Origin of the sequence: Bradyrhizobium sp. CSS354 (assembly GCF_029051725.1) — a bacterium.
Taxonomy (GTDB): domain Bacteria; phylum Pseudomonadota; class Alphaproteobacteria; order Rhizobiales; family Xanthobacteraceae; genus Bradyrhizobium.
Genome location: NZ_JAACFU010000033.1, coordinates 18,110 through 35,377, shown reverse-complemented (window position 1 = coordinate 35,377; position 17,268 = coordinate 18,110). Strand labels below are relative to the sequence as shown.

Below are 17,268 nucleotides of genomic sequence, written 5' to 3'. Positions count from 1 at the left end.
GGGCAGGGGGCGGGCGCACGTGTGGGTGAGGGCGAAGCCAGCCGATGAAGTAAATCAGCCGGCGAATTTCAATGCACCTTCACCGCAAATCCAGTGCCGCACACACGCCACTGGCAACATTATGAGGGCAGATCTGCCGCCACCGCCTTATTGCGCCGCGAGGCGCTTTCCGGCCTCCTCGGTCGGCGGCATGAAGAGCGATACTGCGGTGCCTTCGGGGTCACGAAATTGGAATGTCTTGTTGCCCCATGGCATCGTTTTCAGCTCATGCACCAGCGTGACCTTGTCTTTCAGGCGCTCATAATCCGCATCGATGTCTTCAACCTGAAACTCGATCACGGCGGTGCGGTTTGCGCCGGGCTCGGCACTGTTTTCTTTCCAGAGCGCGACCGTCTCGGCTGCGCCGATTGCCAGGTTGGCGCCCGGCGTCACGATCTTGGCGAACACCGGCGCGAGCCATTCGGCGGAAGCTCCGGTTACCATTTCGTAGAACGAAACCATGATTTTGATGTCGGTGGCGATCAGGCGAGTGGAGGCGAACTTCATGGCATGTCCTTTGGTTGGCCGCAGATTTGAGCGGCATCGCGGGGCTCGTCGCACACCGCTGCTGCCACCCTGATGGCAGCAGTCACGATGCTGCGCCGAGCGCGCCAACGACGGGCATGAATTGCGATGGCGGTGCTCAAGCGCTAGAAAACTAGCTCCTTCACGAAGCCCCCAGCGCTAACTGGGCCGTCAGAACGGTGACGCCAACCGCAGAGTCTGGGCACCTCACTCACGGTTGGACAGGGTTGTTTAGCCGTTCGCAGATGAACTGCTCGCGGCGATGGCGCGACTAACCGCTATGGCCAGTATTCTAGGCGAGCTTCTGCTTTCACTGATCCGCTCGATTGTTGCTGGATGGGCGTATGCGCTCTGGGTCAAAGTGGCGACGTGGCTCGAGCCGAAAATCCAACGGCGTTCGGTGAAGGTTGCCGTAGGAGGCCTCCTCGGTCTGGCAGCCTTTTTTATGATTCCGATACTGATGGGTCTGTTGGGGCTTTGAAGACAATGAAATCGGTTCTCATCACCGCACTGGCAATCGGGGCGCTCGTCTCGGCGGTGCTGCTCGTGATGGAGCAGCTCACCGACTACTCCATCGCTGTGATGGCATGGGAGATGCCGGGCATATCTGCAGCTTACCTTTTCTGGGGAGCTGTCGGCAGTTCGGTTTTCTTGGGCGTCGCCATCACTTGGGCCGTGAATGCCATCGTTTACGGGGCGGTTGCCTTCGTCGTTGTTACGGTCGCCAAGTTGGCAATTCGTGGTCTGCCGAAGTGATCCGGCAATGACCGTGATGCCGGATATTCGCCCATCCGAGGCGAATTGCGAATTACGGTGACGCGCAGCTGACTGCGTGATCGCGGTGCTCTTCGCCAGCATCGATGCCTCCAATGGCCCATGACGGCCTCTGGTTGGCGTTTCGCTGCCGCAAATTGGCGCTTCGCGAAAATCGGCGGCGGCCTTCCTGTCAGCCGCCGCCCGTCTCCCGTGGTTCGAAATGCTGAAGCCGTCTATTTCTCGAGCCCGGCCTTCTGGCGCATCGTGTCGATCAGCTCTGACGCCTCTGCCTTGGTCAGATCCTCCTTGGGGAGCTCCTTGTGGGCCTGCTCGGCGAGGGTCTTGAGATAGGATTCCTGGGCACCGGTCATCGGGTCGTCGCCGGAGACCCAATCCTTCGGATCCTTTTGTGTGTTGTCAGCGATCCTGTCAGCCATGACGATCTCTCCTTTTCAGGTTCAATGCCGGCTCGCGCTTTTTGTTCCTTGTTTGTTCGTGGCCGGCGACCGGAATCGAGCGTCGGGAAATGATCAGGAAACGGCCGGCATCGTTCGGCGTCTGCGCATCAGACTTATCTTGCGACTTGCCTTGCGCCCCCAATCGAGGATCGGTGCCTCGACGGCGACGTGCAAGGCGGCGGCGAGACCGATGGAGAGCAGGATGCCGGCGATGACTGTGCCGACGGTCGACAGAAGCCACAGTCCGTCAAAGCTGGCGATCCATTTCACCACCAGATAATGGACGATATAGAGCGAGTACGAAATCTTGCCGAGCCATTGCAGGACCGGTGAGAAGGATCGTCCTTCGATCTCGACGGCGACCACAGCATGGATCAGCAATCCCGCGCCGAGGCCATAGGTCAGGACGCGCGCGAACTGCGCGTCGATCGCACCGTGCACGAAAATCCAGTACCAGCCGGCCACGAACAGGCCCGCGGAAACGGCTGGGACGCGGCGCGAAAAGCGCAATCGTCCGCTTCTCTGGAGATAGGCGATGACAACGCCGGCACCGAATTCCAGCACCAGCGGATGGAAGTAGATCCCGAGCTCAAGGCCGAAGACGAGAGCAAGAATGACCAGGCCGAATCCCGCGAACAAGATCTCGAACAGCCGGTCCGGCTTGATCGCCAGGACGACGGCGACGGCAACATAGAAGTGCAGTTCGAAAGCCAGCGACCATGCCGGCGCAAGGTACCAGTTCGGATAGGTCCATGCGAAGATGGTTCCGAGGTCGAGGGCGGGGCGGTCGCCCGGCGCCAGCGCGATCCAGGAGGAGCTGACTAACGCCGCCAGCAACACCAGCCAATAGAGCGGAAAAACTCGGAGGGCTCGTCTGAAAGCGAAATCCAGCGGGTTGTGTTGTGCCGCCGCCGTGGTCGCGATGATGAAGCCGGAGATCACGAAGAAGATGTCGACGCCGCTCGCAAGGATCGTCAGCGCGCCCTCGGCAAGGTCCGGCCCGACCATATCGGGTCGCGCACTGATTGCGTGTCCGCAGACCACCGACAGCGCAGCGACCCCGCGCATCGCCTGTACACCCGCGAAGATCCGCACCAAGCCCCGCCACGTTCATTTCAGGATAGCGCAATCTAGGCGGGAAACCCATTAAGGAACAGTTGCGCGGATGCGATAGATGGCTGTTGGATGCGCTGGGAATGAGACATGTCTCAGGCGGATAGACTGCTGTGCAATTCATCAAACGGACGACTACAGGAGCGCTCGCTAGCGCTTTGCTTCCTGCTTGGCACGCCTGATTTCCTCGGCTTCGTCCACGAGCTTCAAGGCGGCGCCGTCGTAGCTCAGCTTCAGCCCACGGCCGACGGTCCATATCCATCCCTCCCGGGCGTCCCGGGTTGGCTGGGCGTTGAACTGGTCGGATATCGATTTGACGGCAGCGTCTTTGGAAGCAGCGTCTTGGGGCCCCGGATTGCTCAACTCCGCATTGACGCGCCAGATGGGATGTTTGGGGTCCGGATTCTTGGGGTCGATGTCGTCGGCAAAGATCGTGACCTTGGCGCCGTCGACTGCGCATTCAAGGACGTAGGAATAGCGAAGCTGACGGCAGCTGTAGCGACGTTGCGTGATCAGCTTGTTGGTCTCGTCGAATGTCATTCCGGGCGAAAAGCCGAGAATGTCGGACTTCTTCACGAGTGCCAGAGACGCAGGCTTCAGGAAGCCGGGCTGTACCGAGACGAGAACGGCAGCAGCAACAACGATCAAGCCGGCGATAACAATGGCAATCTTCATCGGCCCCTCACAAAAAACGTTCGACCATACAACAGCCGAAGCGTTCTACCAGCCATCGCGCTGGATGGTTCGAGCCGCCCGCTATCTTTGTAGGCCGCACCTTCGGAAGATCGGAGCTTCGGAAGATCGCGTGGGCACGTGTCGGCTGGTCATGAACGTGAAAACCGCCCCTGACATGACCAGGGGCGGCTTTCACCAAACGGGGTTTCGAAACGCGATCTAGTGACCGGTGCCGGGCTTCGTCGTCTTTGGCGACTTGCCGTCTTCGATCCGGCCTTCGTTGCGCAAGTCGCGACCTTCCTGAGCCTTCTTCTGGCTTTCGGGGGATTTGCCGTGTTCGTTCATCTCTTCTTTGATGAACCCGGCGCCTTCCTTCACTTTACCTTCAACGCTCATGACGATCTCCTTGCTATAGATGGGGCAACTCGCGGCGAGACCTGACCGTTCCGGCGCGCGCGGGATTGTGAGGAGTGCATTCGCGACAGGTTCAAAAAAACCGCGTCATGAAATGGCCGCGCCGCCTTGTGGAAAGCGACGCGGCCGGGAACAAGCCGAAACCGGCTTACTTCATGTTGCTGCGGGTCTTGGTACCGCCCTGATCGCTGCCGGGGCCGGAGCCACCCTGGCCGGAGGCGTCGGGCCTCACCGTTCCGCCCTTGCTCATGCCGTCATGGCTCATGCCGGTCGTGCCGCTCCTCATCGTGCCCTTGTCCGTGTTGGTCATGCCGGGCTTCTGCATGTTGTCGGTCTGCGCGGCGGGGCCGGTCTGGTTCTGCGCAAAGGCGGAGCCGCACATGAGGCCGAGGGCGGCGGTCGCAATGATGAGCTTCTTCATCTCAAACTCCTGGTTGGTTGCGTGGGCCAACGGGAGCGCAGGAGCCGTGTTCCTAAAACAGGGCGTTCCGGAGTGCAAAAATTCTCGTCTGCGCGCGGACCGCTATCGACTTCGCGTGAAAACCCACTAGGCCGCAATGCGCTGGTCGGCCGGGCCCGTCAGGTGCTTGAGCACTTCCGCATGCTCCAGGTCGGGAACCGCGATGGCCGTGTGGCTGTAGCTCGCATGGGTTCGTGATTTTGCAATATGGTCCAGGATCTCGCCGCCCTTGATGATGTGGAGGCCCATGCCCTCTCCGGACGGGAAGATCGCGAGCACCACGTCATAGGCCGTGATGACGGCGCGAAGCGCTTCGGCCTTGTCTTCGGCAATGTCGACGAACACGCGAACATCGGCTGCGAGTTCACGCAGCTCGTTAAAATCCAGCACTGTGGGTACTCCAACGCAACGATACTGAGAGGAGCTTGGAGGCGTTAGGTTACTGAAGTCTCAACGGCACATGCCCGGCCACAGGTTTCTCGACCAGGTAGGCGATAGACGCGCGGGCGTCGCCGCCTGCTCGACAACGCGCCGGCACGGGAAGAACATCTGGAGCGGGGAGGGACTAAGCGCGCATGCCCATACGGGCGTCACACGATGCGCGCGTAACTTAGGCGCGTGTTACTTGCACGCGCTATTGGCGTATCCGCTATTTGGCGTATCCCTGAGAGCGGAGCCACGCGATCTTGCGGTCGCCGTTGATCCAGTCGTCGGCATCTGCCTTGCTGGTGAAGCCCTTGATTTCGCGCTGTTCGCTGTCCGGGTAATCCGCCAGGATTTTCCAGTCGTTGTCTGCAATGCGGACGGTTTTGAAGGTCACTTTTGTTTTTGCCATGCCGCATTATGCAGGAGATGGCCGGAAAAGAGAACCTGCCTTGTGACGGTCACCCGCGCGGCCCAGGCGCAGACCTCGGGGCCCAGCTGGATCGAAATTGCGTGGCCGGGTCCCCGGAAAAGGCGAAAGCCCCGCCTGGGGGAAGCGGGGCTCTCTGATGGGGGTGAAGCTTGGGGACTTCAAAGAGTTAGACGCCTCAGGGAGAAAATGGTTCAACGCGAAAACGGCCCAGGCTGCGGCATCTTTCCCACGGCGTCCGGGCTCCCGCAGAACCCCCTGCTTGCGTTTTGGGCGTCGATGGGTTCTAAGCCCCGTCACTTCATGAAAGTTGGCATGAATCAGAAGCGCGTTGCGCGGTTGGACCGCGTCCTGAGCAAAGCCTGCTCGCGCGCAAAGAAGGAAATTCAGACATGGCGAAGATGACCAAGACTCAGTTGATTGATGCAATTGCCGAGGGCACGCAGCTGTCGAAGAACGACGTGAAGTCGGTCATCGAGTACATGGCAACGGTCGGCTACAAGGAGCTCAACGAGTCCGGCGAGTTCGTCATTCCAGGCTTCGTGAAGATGTCGGTGGTGAACAAGCCGGCGACCGAAGCCCGCATGGGCGTCAATCCCTTCACCAAGGAGCCGATGCAGTTCGCGGCGAAGCCGGCGAGCAAGTCGGTGAAGGCCTCGCCGCTGAAGGTGGCCAAGGACTCCGTCTAAGGGTTCGCTAAGGGTTCGCGGTTTCGTTGCGGAGGCTCCTTTTCGCGGAGTGCTGCCGCGACGTGCTGCAATGACTGCTTGCTTGTGCCGAACCAATAAGGAACTCTCTTAGGGAACTCTCGGGCGTCGTCAGGCTTTGCTTCCGAAAGGGAGAAATCACATGACTGGTCTCAGCGAAGAAGAGATTCGAAACCGGGCCTATCACCTCTGGAAGGAGGCCGGCGAGCCCGCGGGCACGATGGACACCTTCTGGTACGAAGCCGAAAAGGAGCTTCTCGCCGAGCGGACCAAGCAAGGCGAAGTGCCGCCCGGGATGACCGACAATTTGCCGGTCTGACTTGCTGGTCTAAGAGGCGAGCGTTGACAGTTCTCAAAGCAGCCACTCGGCGTAACACCCGGGTGGCTGCTTTGCTGTTCGGCCACCGTTCGAATGGAGTCGCCTCAAAGAAAAACCCCGGGCTCAGGGACCGGGGCTCTTCAAGCTGGCCGGCCGCGTCGCGACATGCCGCCAGCACCACTGAATTCGAATTGACAACGCGGGCCGGGTAAATTCGTTCCGGCCGCTAGTCCGGCGACACGGACACGTCGATGATCGCCGGCGTATCGACCTGGCGCTCGCGCCAGACGACGAGATCGCATTTGGGATTGAGCCACTGATATTCGAAGCCGCGCGCCTTCAGGTGCGCAAGCGCTGCATCATGTGCGGCGGTCTGGTCCGGCGCTTCGACCATGATCTCCACGGTCTCCTCGATCTGACGCACCACTTCGACGGCGTAGAATTTTCTGGTCACGGTCCCTCGCTCCGGAATGACTAACGGGGAGGGCGATGGCGCGTTCCCCAAAAGAAAAAACCCCGCGCTTTCGCACGGGGCCTTCTTGGCTGGCGGCGATGGGATTTCAGCGCCGGGCCGCCGGCCGTGGCTCGAACTTAAGGTTGAAAACCAAAAAAGCAACCGCGCCGGCGCGCGGAAGGCTCAGGGCGATGTGCCCAGCGAATTTCGCAGGTAGGGGCTGGACTTTTTGTTCCCATTTTGTTCTAGTGAGGCATCGGTTTTGGAAGTGAGCATTCTTTTGGAGGTGCCCATGACTGTCGAGAAACAACGCGAAGTGATCAGGCTCTGGAATCAGCTCAGGAAGCTCGAGGGCCCGGCCGCGGAAGAACTCCGCATCCAGATCCTCGAATGCTTTTCGGAGAAGGACCTGTCGGGGAAGGACACTGTGAAGCGAGCCGCGTAATGAGCGTCGCATTGCGCCGATGATAACGGGCAGTCGCGCCTGCCTTCACCGATCGTTAGGAATCGTTTTGCGCCGACTTCTCGACTCCGATTCGTTCTCTGCGAACGAAATGGAGTCGGATGCAGAACAAGCCGTGCCTTCTGTGTCGATGCGGGACACGCGCTTCCTAACCAGTCCAGCGTGATGCTTCGCACGGTCCCGTCCGCGTGTCCTCGCTACGAGATCAGGCGAGGGAGGCGCGACATGGATGCGTGCTGGTTTCTCGAGATGTTCGCCGAGATCGCAAAAGTGTTTTGGTACGATCGGCACCCGCGCTTGCGCAAAGGCAGGCCATCGGTGCCGCAAGTGCCACCGCGCTCGAAATCCGAAGACGCGATGTGAGCGCGCGATCGTTGGCGACTGCGCTCGTTTGCGTGCAAACGAATTCTTAAGGCTTGCTTCGCGCCGATTTCCGCGATTCCGATTCGTTCTTCGAGAACGAAAGGAAAGCGAAGCTGGAACAAAGCCGGACGGCGGATTAGCACAAGGCCTCGGCTTTCGCGCAAGCCTGAAGCGGCTCGCCGAGTTCTGAAGACGCGTGTTCTGAAGACACGTGTTCTGAAGACGCTTGGCGAACTCCTAATGGAAGATTGCCGCGAAGCCGATAACCCTATTCGGTTAGGTTAAAAGCGCAATCGCGTTGCGCTTGCTGCCACGCGCGATAGGTGTGTCTGGCGATAAGCGACTTTTACCAACCAGCAATTTTGCCAAGAACGAAATTCATGACACCTTTTTCAGAACCGAGCTTTTATCAGGGCGACCGCCACACCTACCGGCGGGTCGCCATCGTCGGCACGCTCTTTTGTCTGGCATTCGTGGTGATCAGCTTCTCGCTGCGGCCGCAGCTCGAGGACACGCGTGTCGCGGTCAAGGCCGACAGGCTGATGCGGACTGCGGGCCAGGCGCCGCACGCGAATTAGCGGTCGTCGCCGGAGATCTGATGGTCGGCGGAATTGCCCGGGCACGCGGTGCCGTGTGAGGCGAGCGCCACGAAGCCGGCATAGCCGGACAGATTGAGCAAGACTTCGAGCCAAACGGGCATGGGGGCCTCTTTTCTCCTTGAAGGCTACGCCAACGTGCGCGCGAAACGCATGTTCCCGGACGAGAAGAACGGCACCTCAAAGCGGCGTGGTGGGGTCGAGCCGCCGGCCGAGGGCGCCTACGGATTCGCTCGACGGCTGTTCCCTAAGGAACTCGGCAATGGCCCGCGCCAGTTCGCCGTCGCTCATCGGCGTCGGCGGCGGGCGCAGCGTCCCGACACCGAAATTGCGGACGATCTCGTCGTAATGCTGATCGCCTGATTTGGGAACGAGCCTGCGGATACGGGCCAGCAATTTGGATATCGGCACTTTATCCTCCTCGGCGCTCCCCTTTGGCAGCAAGTGTGGCGCATTGCCAATGTTGTGCATGAAACTGAAAACCCCGCCAGCATCGGTGATGCTGACGGGGTCTTTCGTGCTGTTGCCTCAACCGGATGGCGGAGGCTTCCGCACTCGAAGATGCAATTCGCGGAACGCGTCCCCGTTCCATGCACGGTCGCATTTATTCCGAGCTCGGTTCCACAGGCTTGCGCGCAACCATCGCAACGCGCGGGCGTTGTCTGTGCGAGATACGAAGGAGGACATTTATGATCAGGAAGACACTGGCAGTTCTGGCTACCGTTGCGGCCGTCGGCGTGACCACGATCGCGGCGCCTGCGCCCGCCGAGGCGCGCGGCCGCGGCATCGGTCCGGGCCTCGCATTCGGCCTCGCCGCCGGCGCCATCACCGCGGGCGCTGTCGCCGCGTCCCATCCTTATGGCTACGGCTATGGCCCGGGGTATGGCTACTATGGCCGCCCCGCCTACGCTTACGGCCCTGGTCCGTACGCCTATTACGGCGATGGACCGTACTACCGCCGCCACCATTATTACCGTCACTGGTAAAGGCTGAACAAACGAAAGAGCCCGGAGCAACGCTCCGGGCTCTTTTCATGTTTGGTGATCTGGTGTGTTTACGGCCAGAGCGAGGGCCGCTCTACCTTGCGAGCGTTGTCGAGCGTCGAGACGAAATACTCGTCACGCTCGCGTTTGAATTTTTCCTGGGTGGCACGGAAGGCGGCGACACGGGCGGCGATCTCTTCGCGTTCGCGGATTTTGCGTTGTTCGTCCTCGGTCATGTCAAATCCCCTCTGCACGTGAGTATGTGTCCTACTGAGCTCAAGCACTGCCGCCGCAATCACGTTGAGTCGCGTCAACACATGCATTGGCGCTTCTGATTGGGGCGTCAATGGGGAGGAGGCATTGCAGGATTGTGATAAGCGAGGGTCGGAAAAAATTGCCGACCAGTCCTTGCACGGCGGTGGATAACAGCGTCAACAATCTTGTCGCTTGCGCACGTTGCAGCTAGCGCAAAAACAAATCAGAAAAACCAATCGACTAGGCAAAAACGGCAAAGCAAAACGGGAGGCCGCGTTGATTGCATCGGATCTTCGCAGCGGCGTCGAGCGCCTCGGCGACATGATCGCCGAAGCCAAACGGATCGTGCCGTTCACCGGCGCCGGCATCTCGACCGAATGCGGCATCCCCGACTTCCGCTCGCCGGGCGGAATTTGGACGCGCAACCGCCCGATCCCGTTCGACGAGTTCGTCGCCAACCAGGACGCGCGCGACGAATCCTGGCGCCGGCGCTTCGCGATGGAGGAGGTTTTTGCGGCGGCCAAGCCCGGCCGCGGTCATCGCGCGCTCGCCTCGCTCTACCGCGCCGGCAAGGTTCCCGCGATCATCACTCAGAACATCGACAATCTGCACCAGGCCTCCGGCGTCGCGAGCGATCACGTGATCGAACTTCACGGCAACACCATGTATGCGCGCTGCATCGGATGCGGGCAGGCCTATCCGCTTGATGGGGTGAAGCGCCGCTTCGAGGAGGAGGGCGCCGCGCCCAACTGTACCGTATGCGACGAGCCGGTGAAGACCGCCACGATCTCCTTCGGCCAGATGATGCCCGAGGACGAAATGCAGCGCGCGACCGCGCTGTCGCAAGCCTGCGACCTCTTCATCGCGATCGGTTCCTCGCTGGTGGTATGGCCGGCCGCGGGCTTTCCGATGATGGCGAAGGAATCAGGTGCGCGCCTGGTGATCGTCAATCGCGAGCCGACCGAGCAGGACGACATCGCCGACCTCGTGATCCGCCACGACATCGGCGAAACGCTCGGGCCCTTTGTCGCTAATTGAGGCAGCAATTTGATTCGCGGCTGTGCAAGCTGTTCATAGGTTCCGCCGAATCTCTTTTTTGTCTATGCGTCGCAACCGGGAGTGTTATCTTTTGAGTCGAAAGATTCGCGTCGCGTCGAGTTGAGAAGATTCTCTAAAGACGCGTGATTCGGCGCCGCCATTCAGGCGGGTTGCATGGCATGTGTGGGGTCCGGGGTTATGGGGTCGTCGGACGGATTTGAGTCCAAGAAGGTCGGAGTTCCCGCCGTGGGCGAACACGGCGGTGGCGGTCGCGACAGCGCTCTCAGTCCGTTCACCGGACTTGGTGAGAGCAGCGCCAACCTCGTCGAGGTTCATGGCGTCATCAAATGGTTCGATGCCTCTAAGGGCTACGGCTTCATCGTTCCCGACAATGGCTGGCCCGACGTGCTCCTGCACGTTACAGTGCTTAGGCGCGACGGCTTCCAGACCGCCTACGAAGGCGCCCGCATCGTCGTCGAGTGCATCCAGCGGGCCAAGGGCTACCAAGCGTTTCGGGTCGTCTCGATGGACGAGTCGACTGCGATCCATCCGGCGCAGATGCTGCCGCCGCGCACCCATGTCACGGTGACGGCGACCAGCGGGCTGGAGCGGGCCCAGGTCAAATGGTTCAATCGGCTGCGCGGTTTCGGCTTCCTCACCTGCGGCGAGGGCACGCCCGACATCTTCGTGCACATGGAGACGCTGCGCCGCTTCGGCATGACCGAGTTGCGGCCCGGCCAGTATGTCCTGGTCCGCTTCGGGCCCGGCTCCAAGGGCATGATGGCGGCCGAGATCCATCCCGAGACGGGATCGCCGGTCTCGTCCCACTGATCCATTTCCCACGATCGTGAGCAGGAGTGCGCTGGCTGGCCGGCGCGCCTCTGGCTTTTCCGGAGGCTGCCGCGTAAGGACTGGTCCAGTCCCACGCCTCGAGTGCCATTCATGAATTTCGATCGAAAGGCCGTCTTCGCCGTTGCGAAGGGCTGGCTTGCCGCCATCCTCGTCATCGCCAGTTGTACCGTTGCGAGCGCGCCCGTCTGCGCCGCCAGCTTCCAGCCGCTCGAGATCGTCACCAGGAACGGCGTGCAGGTGTTCTCGGTCGAGATCGCGACGACCGAGGAGGAGAAGCAGACCGGCCTGATGTACCGCAAGGAACTGGCGGACGGAAAAGGCATGCTGTTCGACTTCAATCCCGAGCAGGAGGTGTCGATGTGGATGAAGAACACCTACGTCTCGCTCGACATGATCTTCATTCGCGCCGACGGCCGCATCCTGCGCATCGCCGAAAATACCGAGCCGATGTCGACAAAGATCATCTCATCCAGGGGGCCCGCGCGGGCCGTTCTGGAGGTGGTGGCGGGAACGGCGCAGAAATATGGAATCCGCGCCGGCGACCGCGTCGGCCACCCGCTGTTCGGCAGCAAGTAGGCGGGAAGGGAGCTATTGCTCCCGTCCTGGCGGTCTTTTGGGAAGCGGGCTGGCGCCTTTGGAAGGCTTGCTGGCGCTTTGGGAAGCGTGTATCGACGGGGCTCGCCGGACATTCGGGGTATAGCGCAGCCTGGTAGCGCGGCAGTTTTGGGTACTGCAGGTCGTTGGTTCGAATCCAGCTGCCCCGACCAACAAAATCAAGTACTTAGCCGGAAGTCTGAAAGCCTGAAATTCGCCGAGTAGCCACCGGGTAGCCACCGCGGGATTGCACCAAGAATATTTTCGGCAACCGCCCCCGTCTTTCCGGCCCGCACACCATATTTAGTATCTATCGGAATTCAGCGGCGCACACTGAATTCGACAGGGACCGCTTAGTATTTTGCGAGACCAACCGCACTATCTCTATATGCGCCGACTGGCCGCGGCCGGGGCGTTAAACGTAACCTCCTTATCGGAGGCTCTTTTGAATCTTCTCACCTTGGACGAAATGACAGCCGCCACCGGCTTGTCGCGGTCGACGCTCGCCAAGCGCCGATGCGATGGCACCGGGCCGGCATTCTTCAAAATTGGCCGTCAGGTCAAGTACGACCGCGCGGACGTAGACGCCTGGATGCTGTCGCGGCGGCGAACCTCGACCTGGACCGCCAACGACAATACCGGCAAGGCGGTGACGGCGTGAGCGGTAGGCCTGCATTCGACAGCAATGCCCTAGCAGACCGCGCTGAGACGGTGCGGGAGCTTATGGCAGCTGCAGACACTGCGCAGAAAGAAGCAATTGGGAGAGCCTTAGAAGCCGGCCGCCTACTGGTCGCAGCGAAGGCCGACTGTAAGCATGGTGAGTGGTTGCCATTCTTGAAGCGTGCCGGTGTACCGGAGCGGAGGGCGCAGCGGCTCATCCAGGTTGCCGAGTCAAACTTGAAATACGACACCGTGACGGATTTGGGAATCGGAGGTGCGCTGCGATTTTTGCAACTTAGGGAGCGGGCCGTACGCCATCTCAACGAGGGCCGCGACAACCAGCTCGCCGGCGGCTTCGGTGTTGAGCAACTAGAAGGCGCCATACAGACGCTGGAAGCAATGATTGAACTGTTCCCAGCGGAGCAGCGCGAACGCTGGCGGCACCAAAGCCGCCTAGCTCGATCGGCCCTCTAGCCGAGAGCATCGCCCAATAGGGCAACCCCAACAGGGGATTTCATCTTGAAAATAATAGCAATCAGCCCGTCGCCACCGGGAGGCAGTACAATTGCGCGCTTCGATCTCGAACTGAACGCGCACCTACGTCTCTACAGTCTCGGTCTCCGCCAGCGTGGTGACGAGCCCGCTCGCGTGATCTCGCCTAACGCGTTCCAGCAGCGCGTCGCTGGTTTCTCTACATCATTCAATAAGGCGCTTGCCGAACTCGCACTCAAGTCTCTTCTGGAGCTGCAGACCGAACATGACACCTGTAAATATTAGAGAGATCGAAGCGTCGCTCGCTCGTTCAGAGGAGGACCGCGACACGATCAGGAAATTCCGCGAGGTCAATTGCGACGGCAGCGGCGAAATCGTCAGAAGTGAATCCGGCGCTTGGCTCCTGATTGGCGCCTGGTACGAAGGCAAATTGTGCGACCTCGAACTGAAGGCGGGCGGAACCGCCGAAATCAAAAACAGCTATCGCAGTTCGGGACGCGCACGCGGTGAACGGTCAACACCAGTTGCCGCCAACAACAACGAACCTCCCAGTGCGTATCCCGGCATTCAATCCAGCGCAGACTTTATCCGAGGTTTTACACCGCCCGACTACCACGTGGATGGCATTTCCCAGAAGGGTTATCTGTACTCGACTACGGCGATGACAGGCACCGGCAAGACCGCTGTTCTGCTCTTGCTCACGGCGTTGACAATGATGGGAAAGCCGCTCGGCGACCGTGACGTTGAGAAGGGCCGTGTTGTCTACTTTGCGGGCGAAAATCCAGATGATGTCCGCATGCGCTGGATCGCAATGGCGCACCACCTGGATTTCGACCCAGACTGCGTAGACGTGCACTTCATCGCCGGCACGTTCAGTGTCGCCGAAATGTTCGAACGCATCAGGAAAGATGTCGAACAAATTGGCGGTGCCGATATGGTAGTTGTCGATACCAGCGCGGCCTATTTTCATGGTGATGACGAAAACAGCAATACCCAGCTTGGCGCCCACGCGCGAAGCTTGCGTAAGCTGACAACTTTGCCAGGCAAACCTTCGGTCTATGCGGCATGCCATCCCGTGAAGAATGCAGACCCGTCGAACCTATTGCCCCGCGGTGGTGGGGCGTTCATTGCGGAGGTTGATGGAAATCTCACTCTCAATAAGGGCGAGACAGTCAAACTCCATTGGCAGGGTAAGCACCGCGGCCCGGATTTTGATCCCATCTACTTCGAACTGAAGACAGTTACGGCGCCCGCCTTGGTGGATAGCAAAGGCAGGCCCGTACCAACCGTGATGGCTGAGGCCCTGACGAAGGGCGAGAGCATCAGGCGAGCAGACAAGGCCCGCAATGATGATGATGACGTGTTGCTCGCCATCGAGCGTGTTAAGGGCGCGTCCCTCACCGAGCTTGCTGACGCGTTGTGCTGGGTCACTTCCAGCGGTGCGCCACACAAGGACCGCGTTCGGCGGGCGAAGGACCGTCTCTTTACCAGAAAGTTGGTCGACGTCACGCCGCGTGGAGCATGGAAGCTGACCCGCAAGGGTACTGAGGCAGCAGTTGGGGCGCGCGCCGATAAGCACGGCGCCGAGTCCGCAGCGCGCCTATCTGCCGGACTAATCCGCCAGCGTGATGGCTGAGCGTGCGCGAACCGTGCGCGCACGAAACCAGCGCGCGCGGTCGCACGATGTCGCGAATATCATATTACGCGCAATCGTTTACAAGCTTGTGCCACGCGCACGATTTCAACCAACAACCCACTGTTGGCTGTGTGGTGTGTGATTCATCACACCCACACACAGGGAAAGTTCGTGCGGGAACCCCGTGCGTCTCCTTCTCTAGGGCGCAGGAAAGCGCACGGGGCGGTTACAATCGTTGCATTCGCAACAACTTAGGCGCCGTGCGCGAAGGAAAATCGTGCGCACGGGTCCGTGCCAAAGGGCAGAGAGCCGCACATGCGGCCAAAATCAAGCATCACGTCGAGGACTACCATGCATCATGACAACAACAACCGGCCGCGTACCCCTGAGCAGCACCGCGCCATCCTCGCGGAGCAAGCGACCACGGGCGAGCGCGCCCACCAGGGCGCTCGTGGCCACAGGGCCGTCGCCTACATAAGGCTGGCAAGCTTGTCCTCGTGATGGGCCTTGCGGATTGGCAGGCGAGAAACGCTATGCCCCGCCTCAGTGCGGCGAACGATAACACGCGGTTGACTTCGATAAGACCGAAACAGTTGAGCGTGATGTTGTAGACGCCGACGCGTCATGGCAGCAGTTGAGATGGAAAAAAGCACAGCCTGGCGAGCATTACCGCGAAGGCACGCAGGAGGTATTTGTTCTCACCAAACGGGACGACATCAATCTGAGCTGCTGCCGGTTTGATGGACACCGAGATTGGGCGCCTACCTCCGCCCTGAAAGGATGTGAGGCAGCCGGGGGCAGGGGCCACCGCAATCCCTAAACCGATCCGCCCCAACGGCCGGCCGTACAATGCTGCGCGCTACGCCGCAGGTTTCCCAGAAAGGTGCAAAATTAATCTCGAAATCCGCGGCGTCGCGAGCGCAACTTCAGCGGCGGTCCGCGGGGGTGACCGCGCCAAAAGCCTGACCTACCCCTCTGGGCCCGGTCACATCGGCCCAGAGCCAAAAAGCGCCAGAGGCCGCGCACACGGTCCTACATCACAGCTGTAGAGGTTCCATGAAACAAGCAAACGCGAACCAGCCGCTATCGGCCACTGATTTTGCCGACCTTGGCTCGTGTTGCTCGTGTGTTGAATACCGGTCCAGTAAGTTGAAGACGAGGGCCGCGGCGTCTCCGAAAAGCGGCGAGCTGGCTAGCGCTCAACGCACGTCTTGGCCGCAGTGCGTCCGGCGGGCGCCGAACGAAGGAAAGAACGAGCTCAGTTCGTCCGACCGCCGGGCTTGGCCTTCTTGGGTGAAGCAACACCTCGCTCCTTGGAGACTTCGGTGGAGTATTAGGTTCGATCCCGTTCTGCTGGTCGAACTTCCTGATCCAGGATTTGATGTAGCTCGAATCGTTCAGGCAAAGCTGCTCACGAAGGTTCTGCGCTCTGAATTCCACTAAGGTTTTCGGCAATTTGCCTCCGCAAATCCCTGCCCACACCTAGGCTGCTGCACCGGGAAAAGTGGTCTCAACACAAAACGGGCGCTTGAAAAAATGGGTGCGTTGATGCAGCGCCAGAAAAGCGAAAACCCCGCCTGGGGAAGCGGGGCTTTCTGGTCGGGAGTGAAGCTTAGGGAGGCTTCGACTGTATGAGGCGCGATCGCGGAACAGGTTTCAAAGCGCTAAAAAGCGAACCACGCCAACACCGCAATGATCGGGATGATTGCCACGCCGCAAAGCACTAAAGGTGCAGGTTCATTGCCGGTCCTGTCGCTCACTGCGATCCCCCTTTGCGACCGAGTCGGGCTTGCTCTTCACTGGGTCGTTGGGTCGCGCCCAGACGCCGGGGCTTGTCTATTCGGAGAGCCTGGTACGGCGCCCAGGCGATCGGCGGGCTGGTTGCTTTCGCTGATCAGCTGCTCTCGGTATTCCCGCGCGGCCTTGAGAAGGTCTCGCGGAGCTCATCGTCCGACGTCTGGGCGGCGAGGCTTGGACCCAGTCGGCTTGGTTCTGAAGAGATTCCTTCGTCATCTGCCCTTCTTCTTTTTCTTCTTCAACACTTTCGCTTGCGCTCTAAACCCCGTGGCCAGAGCCTTCATCTGCCGAGACACGAATTCGTCGGCCGTCACCTCAGCGGTCTTCTCAGCTACCCGAGCCTGCTGTTTAAAGGTTTTCGCCGGCTTCATGGGCGCACAACTCTTCCCAAAAAGTCGAGTTCCTGAAGAATCTGGCTTGAGTATTCGTTCGCTTTTCGTTCTAATGTGTCCATTCCAAACGAGAGGCGGATATGGCCGACCTGAACTACATCAGGAAGGAGATCGAGCGCATGCGCACCCAAGTGGGGCGCCAGCGAAAGGAGATCCTCCAACTCCAGCGGGCGGGCATATCGACTGCATCGGCTGAGACCTTGCTCTCGCGAATGCTAGGCAAGATCGATACGCTCTGCGACCAGCGAGACGCGCTGAAGAAGACCGACACGCATCACAACAAGGGCAGGGTGCTCGGCGGGCGTCGATGGTAACGGGCCTATTCGGCGAGGCGCGGGATTTGTGCTCGGCCTTCTGGAGCCCTTCAACGTTTG

27 protein-coding genes and 1 tRNA gene are annotated in these 17,268 nt (G+C 60.2%); 15 read left to right on the top strand and 13 right to left on the bottom strand.

Annotated elements, in window-relative coordinates; genetic code table 11:
- Nucleotides 1–147 precede the first annotated feature (147 nt).
- Complete coding sequence (locus GWG67_RS36810; RefSeq protein ID WP_275174569.1) at nt 148–546, bottom strand: VOC family protein; 399 nt, start codon at nt 544–546, stop codon at nt 148–150.
- A 298-nt stretch (nt 547–844) separates the two neighbouring features.
- On the opposite strand from GWG67_RS36810, the gene GWG67_RS36805 reads away from it, so the two are divergent.
- Together GWG67_RS36805 and GWG67_RS36800 are read left to right on the top strand one after the other, a co-directional pair.
- Nucleotides 845–1,045 (top strand): hypothetical protein, encoded by a 201-nt coding sequence (locus tag GWG67_RS36805; protein ID WP_275174568.1) that lies wholly within the window; start codon nt 845–847, stop codon nt 1,043–1,045.
- A gap of 5 nt (nt 1,046–1,050) precedes the next feature.
- Nucleotides 1,051–1,320: a hypothetical protein gene (locus tag GWG67_RS36800; protein ID WP_275174567.1), complete on the top strand. Its 270-nt coding sequence runs from the start codon at nt 1,051–1,053 to the stop codon at nt 1,318–1,320.
- Nucleotides 1,321–1,553: 233 nt separating this feature from the next.
- On the opposite strand, the gene GWG67_RS36795 is transcribed toward GWG67_RS36800, so the two are convergent.
- The 7 genes from GWG67_RS36795 to GWG67_RS36765 form a co-directional block, all read right to left on the bottom strand.
- Nucleotides 1,554–1,757: a DUF3072 domain-containing protein gene (locus GWG67_RS36795; protein ID WP_275174566.1), complete on the bottom strand. Its 204-nt coding sequence runs from the start codon at nt 1,755–1,757 to the stop codon at nt 1,554–1,556.
- Nucleotides 1,758–1,850: 93 nt separating this feature from the next.
- On the bottom strand, nt 1,851–2,873 hold the full coding sequence (locus GWG67_RS36790) for an acyltransferase (RefSeq protein WP_342761077.1): 1,023 nt from the start codon (nt 2,871–2,873) through the stop codon (nt 1,851–1,853).
- Nucleotides 2,874–3,041: 168 nt separating this feature from the next.
- A complete protein-coding gene (locus tag GWG67_RS36785; protein WP_275174564.1) occupies nt 3,042–3,566 on the bottom strand; it encodes a hypothetical protein in 525 nt (174 codons plus the stop codon).
- Between the two features lie 219 nt (nt 3,567–3,785).
- Nucleotides 3,786–3,962 (bottom strand): hypothetical protein, encoded by a 177-nt coding sequence (locus tag GWG67_RS36780; protein WP_275174563.1) that lies wholly within the window; start codon nt 3,960–3,962, stop codon nt 3,786–3,788.
- 166 nt (nt 3,963–4,128) lie between these two features.
- Complete coding sequence (locus GWG67_RS36775; RefSeq protein ID WP_275174562.1) at nt 4,129–4,401, bottom strand: hypothetical protein; 273 nt, start codon at nt 4,399–4,401, stop codon at nt 4,129–4,131.
- Nucleotides 4,402–4,527: 126 nt separating this feature from the next.
- The gene (locus GWG67_RS36770) at nt 4,528–4,830 is read right to left on the bottom strand and encodes a hypothetical protein (protein ID WP_275174561.1); all 303 of its coding nucleotides are present in this window, start codon (nt 4,828–4,830) and stop codon (nt 4,528–4,530) included.
- A gap of 259 nt (nt 4,831–5,089) precedes the next feature.
- Nucleotides 5,090–5,275, bottom strand: coding sequence for a hypothetical protein (locus GWG67_RS36765; protein WP_007591378.1), 186 nt, complete (start codon nt 5,273–5,275; stop codon nt 5,090–5,092).
- A 410-nt stretch (nt 5,276–5,685) separates the two neighbouring features.
- Here GWG67_RS36765 and GWG67_RS36760 point away from each other — a divergent pair, with 410 nt between their 5' ends.
- Both GWG67_RS36760 and GWG67_RS36755 read left to right on the top strand, forming a co-directional pair.
- The gene (locus GWG67_RS36760; protein ID WP_007591377.1) at nt 5,686–5,982 is read left to right on the top strand and encodes an HU family DNA-binding protein; all 297 of its coding nucleotides are present in this window, start codon (nt 5,686–5,688) and stop codon (nt 5,980–5,982) included.
- Nucleotides 5,983–6,142: 160 nt separating this feature from the next.
- Nucleotides 6,143–6,319 (top strand): DUF2934 domain-containing protein, encoded by a 177-nt coding sequence (locus tag GWG67_RS36755; RefSeq protein WP_007610132.1) that lies wholly within the window; start codon nt 6,143–6,145, stop codon nt 6,317–6,319.
- Nucleotides 6,320–6,545: 226 nt separating this feature from the next.
- Here the strand turns inward: GWG67_RS36755 and GWG67_RS36750 are convergent, their stop codons facing one another.
- Complete coding sequence (locus GWG67_RS36750; RefSeq protein ID WP_275174560.1) at nt 6,546–6,773, bottom strand: hypothetical protein; 228 nt, start codon at nt 6,771–6,773, stop codon at nt 6,546–6,548.
- 292 nt (nt 6,774–7,065) lie between these two features.
- Here GWG67_RS36750 and GWG67_RS36745 point away from each other — a divergent pair, with 292 nt between their 5' ends.
- Together GWG67_RS36745 and GWG67_RS36740 are read left to right on the top strand one after the other, a co-directional pair.
- Entirely contained in the window at nt 7,066–7,218 is a 153-nt protein-coding gene (locus GWG67_RS36745; RefSeq protein ID WP_275174559.1) for a hypothetical protein, read from the top strand.
- Between the two features lie 761 nt (nt 7,219–7,979).
- The gene (locus GWG67_RS36740; protein WP_275174558.1) at nt 7,980–8,177 is read left to right on the top strand and encodes a hypothetical protein; all 198 of its coding nucleotides are present in this window, start codon (nt 7,980–7,982) and stop codon (nt 8,175–8,177) included.
- Here the strand turns inward: GWG67_RS36740 and GWG67_RS36735 are convergent.
- Entirely contained in the window at nt 8,174–8,299 is a 126-nt protein-coding gene (locus GWG67_RS36735) for a hypothetical protein (protein WP_007610149.1), read from the bottom strand. The two genes, GWG67_RS36740 and GWG67_RS36735, sit on opposite strands and share 4 nt — an antisense overlap.
- A gap of 76 nt (nt 8,300–8,375) precedes the next feature.
- Nucleotides 8,376–8,666, bottom strand: coding sequence for a hypothetical protein (locus GWG67_RS36730; protein WP_275174557.1), 291 nt, complete (start codon nt 8,664–8,666; stop codon nt 8,376–8,378).
- A 218-nt stretch (nt 8,667–8,884) separates the two neighbouring features.
- On the opposite strand from GWG67_RS36730, the gene GWG67_RS36725 reads away from it, so the two are divergent.
- The gene (locus tag GWG67_RS36725) at nt 8,885–9,181 is read left to right on the top strand and encodes a hypothetical protein (protein ID WP_275174556.1); all 297 of its coding nucleotides are present in this window, start codon (nt 8,885–8,887) and stop codon (nt 9,179–9,181) included.
- Nucleotides 9,182–9,249: 68 nt separating this feature from the next.
- Here GWG67_RS36725 and GWG67_RS36720 read toward each other — a convergent pair whose 3' ends face one another.
- Entirely contained in the window at nt 9,250–9,414 is a 165-nt protein-coding gene (locus tag GWG67_RS36720; RefSeq protein ID WP_007610153.1) for a hypothetical protein, read from the bottom strand.
- A 295-nt stretch (nt 9,415–9,709) separates the two neighbouring features.
- Here GWG67_RS36720 and GWG67_RS36715 point away from each other — a divergent pair, with 295 nt between their 5' ends.
- From GWG67_RS36715 to GWG67_RS36685, 7 genes are all read left to right on the top strand, one after another.
- Nucleotides 9,710–10,471 carry an NAD-dependent protein deacetylase gene (locus tag GWG67_RS36715; protein WP_275174555.1) on the top strand — a complete coding sequence of 254 codons (762 nt, stop codon included), beginning with the start codon at nt 9,710–9,712 and terminating at the stop codon, nt 10,469–10,471.
- Nucleotides 10,472–10,669: 198 nt separating this feature from the next.
- Complete coding sequence (locus tag GWG67_RS36710; protein WP_018457757.1) at nt 10,670–11,302, top strand: cold-shock protein; 633 nt, start codon at nt 10,670–10,672, stop codon at nt 11,300–11,302.
- A gap of 111 nt (nt 11,303–11,413) precedes the next feature.
- Nucleotides 11,414–11,899: a DUF192 domain-containing protein gene (locus GWG67_RS36705; RefSeq protein WP_275174554.1), complete on the top strand. Its 486-nt coding sequence runs from the start codon at nt 11,414–11,416 to the stop codon at nt 11,897–11,899.
- 114 nt (nt 11,900–12,013) lie between these two features.
- Nucleotides 12,014–12,090, top strand: a tRNA-Pro gene (locus GWG67_RS36700).
- A gap of 215 nt (nt 12,091–12,305) precedes the next feature.
- Nucleotides 12,306–12,578 (top strand): AlpA family transcriptional regulator, encoded by a 273-nt coding sequence (locus GWG67_RS36695; RefSeq protein WP_275174553.1) that lies wholly within the window; start codon nt 12,306–12,308, stop codon nt 12,576–12,578.
- Nucleotides 12,579–12,814: 236 nt separating this feature from the next.
- Complete coding sequence (locus GWG67_RS36690; protein WP_275174552.1) at nt 12,815–13,051, top strand: hypothetical protein; 237 nt, start codon at nt 12,815–12,817, stop codon at nt 13,049–13,051.
- Between the two features lie 283 nt (nt 13,052–13,334).
- The gene (locus GWG67_RS36685; RefSeq protein WP_275174551.1) at nt 13,335–14,705 is read left to right on the top strand and encodes an AAA family ATPase; all 1,371 of its coding nucleotides are present in this window, start codon (nt 13,335–13,337) and stop codon (nt 14,703–14,705) included.
- A gap of 2,009 nt (nt 14,706–16,714) precedes the next feature.
- Here GWG67_RS36685 and GWG67_RS36680 read toward each other — a convergent pair.
- Nucleotides 16,715–16,873 (bottom strand): hypothetical protein, encoded by a 159-nt coding sequence (locus tag GWG67_RS36680; RefSeq protein ID WP_275174550.1) that lies wholly within the window; start codon nt 16,871–16,873, stop codon nt 16,715–16,717.
- A 101-nt stretch (nt 16,874–16,974) separates the two neighbouring features.
- Between GWG67_RS36680 and GWG67_RS36675 the strand changes: the two genes are divergently transcribed.
- Entirely contained in the window at nt 16,975–17,208 is a 234-nt protein-coding gene (locus tag GWG67_RS36675; protein WP_275174549.1) for a hypothetical protein, read from the top strand.
- The last annotated feature ends 60 nt before the right edge of the window (nt 17,209–17,268 follow it).

Excerpts from the sequence above, each read along its gene's own strand:
- GWG67_RS36810 (WP_275174569.1), bottom strand. The coding sequence starts at position 546 with ATGAAGTTCGCCTCCACTCGCCTGATCGCCACCGACATCAAAATCATG.
- GWG67_RS36805 (WP_275174568.1), top strand. The coding sequence starts at position 845 with ATGGCCAGTATTCTAGGCGAGCTTCTGCTTTCACTGATCCGCTCGATT.
- GWG67_RS36800 (WP_275174567.1), top strand. The coding sequence starts at position 1,051 with ATGAAATCGGTTCTCATCACCGCACTGGCAATCGGGGCGCTCGTCTCG.
- GWG67_RS36795 (WP_275174566.1), bottom strand. The coding sequence starts at position 1,757 with ATGGCTGACAGGATCGCTGACAACACACAAAAGGATCCGAAGGATTGG.
- GWG67_RS36785 (WP_275174564.1), bottom strand. The coding sequence starts at position 3,566 with ATGAAGATTGCCATTGTTATCGCCGGCTTGATCGTTGTTGCTGCTGCC.
- GWG67_RS36780 (WP_275174563.1), bottom strand. The coding sequence starts at position 3,962 with ATGAGCGTTGAAGGTAAAGTGAAGGAAGGCGCCGGGTTCATCAAAGAA.
- GWG67_RS36775 (WP_275174562.1), bottom strand. The coding sequence starts at position 4,401 with ATGAAGAAGCTCATCATTGCGACCGCCGCCCTCGGCCTCATGTGCGGC.
- GWG67_RS36765 (WP_007591378.1), bottom strand. The coding sequence starts at position 5,275 with ATGGCAAAAACAAAAGTGACCTTCAAAACCGTCCGCATTGCAGACAAC.
- GWG67_RS36760 (WP_007591377.1), top strand. The coding sequence starts at position 5,686 with ATGGCGAAGATGACCAAGACTCAGTTGATTGATGCAATTGCCGAGGGC.
- GWG67_RS36755 (WP_007610132.1), top strand. The coding sequence starts at position 6,143 with ATGACTGGTCTCAGCGAAGAAGAGATTCGAAACCGGGCCTATCACCTC.
- GWG67_RS36745 (WP_275174559.1), top strand. The coding sequence starts at position 7,066 with ATGACTGTCGAGAAACAACGCGAAGTGATCAGGCTCTGGAATCAGCTC.
- GWG67_RS36740 (WP_275174558.1), top strand. The coding sequence starts at position 7,980 with ATGACACCTTTTTCAGAACCGAGCTTTTATCAGGGCGACCGCCACACC.
- GWG67_RS36735 (WP_007610149.1), bottom strand. The coding sequence starts at position 8,299 with ATGCCCGTTTGGCTCGAAGTCTTGCTCAATCTGTCCGGCTATGCCGGC.
- GWG67_RS36730 (WP_275174557.1), bottom strand. The coding sequence starts at position 8,666 with ATGCACAACATTGGCAATGCGCCACACTTGCTGCCAAAGGGGAGCGCC.
- GWG67_RS36725 (WP_275174556.1), top strand. The coding sequence starts at position 8,885 with ATGATCAGGAAGACACTGGCAGTTCTGGCTACCGTTGCGGCCGTCGGC.
- GWG67_RS36720 (WP_007610153.1), bottom strand. The coding sequence starts at position 9,414 with ATGACCGAGGACGAACAACGCAAAATCCGCGAACGCGAAGAGATCGCC.
- GWG67_RS36710 (WP_018457757.1), top strand. The coding sequence starts at position 10,670 with ATGGGGTCGTCGGACGGATTTGAGTCCAAGAAGGTCGGAGTTCCCGCC.
- GWG67_RS36705 (WP_275174554.1), top strand. The coding sequence starts at position 11,414 with ATGAATTTCGATCGAAAGGCCGTCTTCGCCGTTGCGAAGGGCTGGCTT.
- GWG67_RS36695 (WP_275174553.1), top strand. The coding sequence starts at position 12,306 with ATGCGCCGACTGGCCGCGGCCGGGGCGTTAAACGTAACCTCCTTATCG.
- GWG67_RS36685 (WP_275174551.1), top strand. The coding sequence starts at position 13,335 with ATGACACCTGTAAATATTAGAGAGATCGAAGCGTCGCTCGCTCGTTCA.
- GWG67_RS36680 (WP_275174550.1), bottom strand. The coding sequence starts at position 16,873 with ATGAAGCCGGCGAAAACCTTTAAACAGCAGGCTCGGGTAGCTGAGAAG.
- GWG67_RS36675 (WP_275174549.1), top strand. The coding sequence starts at position 16,975 with ATGGCCGACCTGAACTACATCAGGAAGGAGATCGAGCGCATGCGCACC.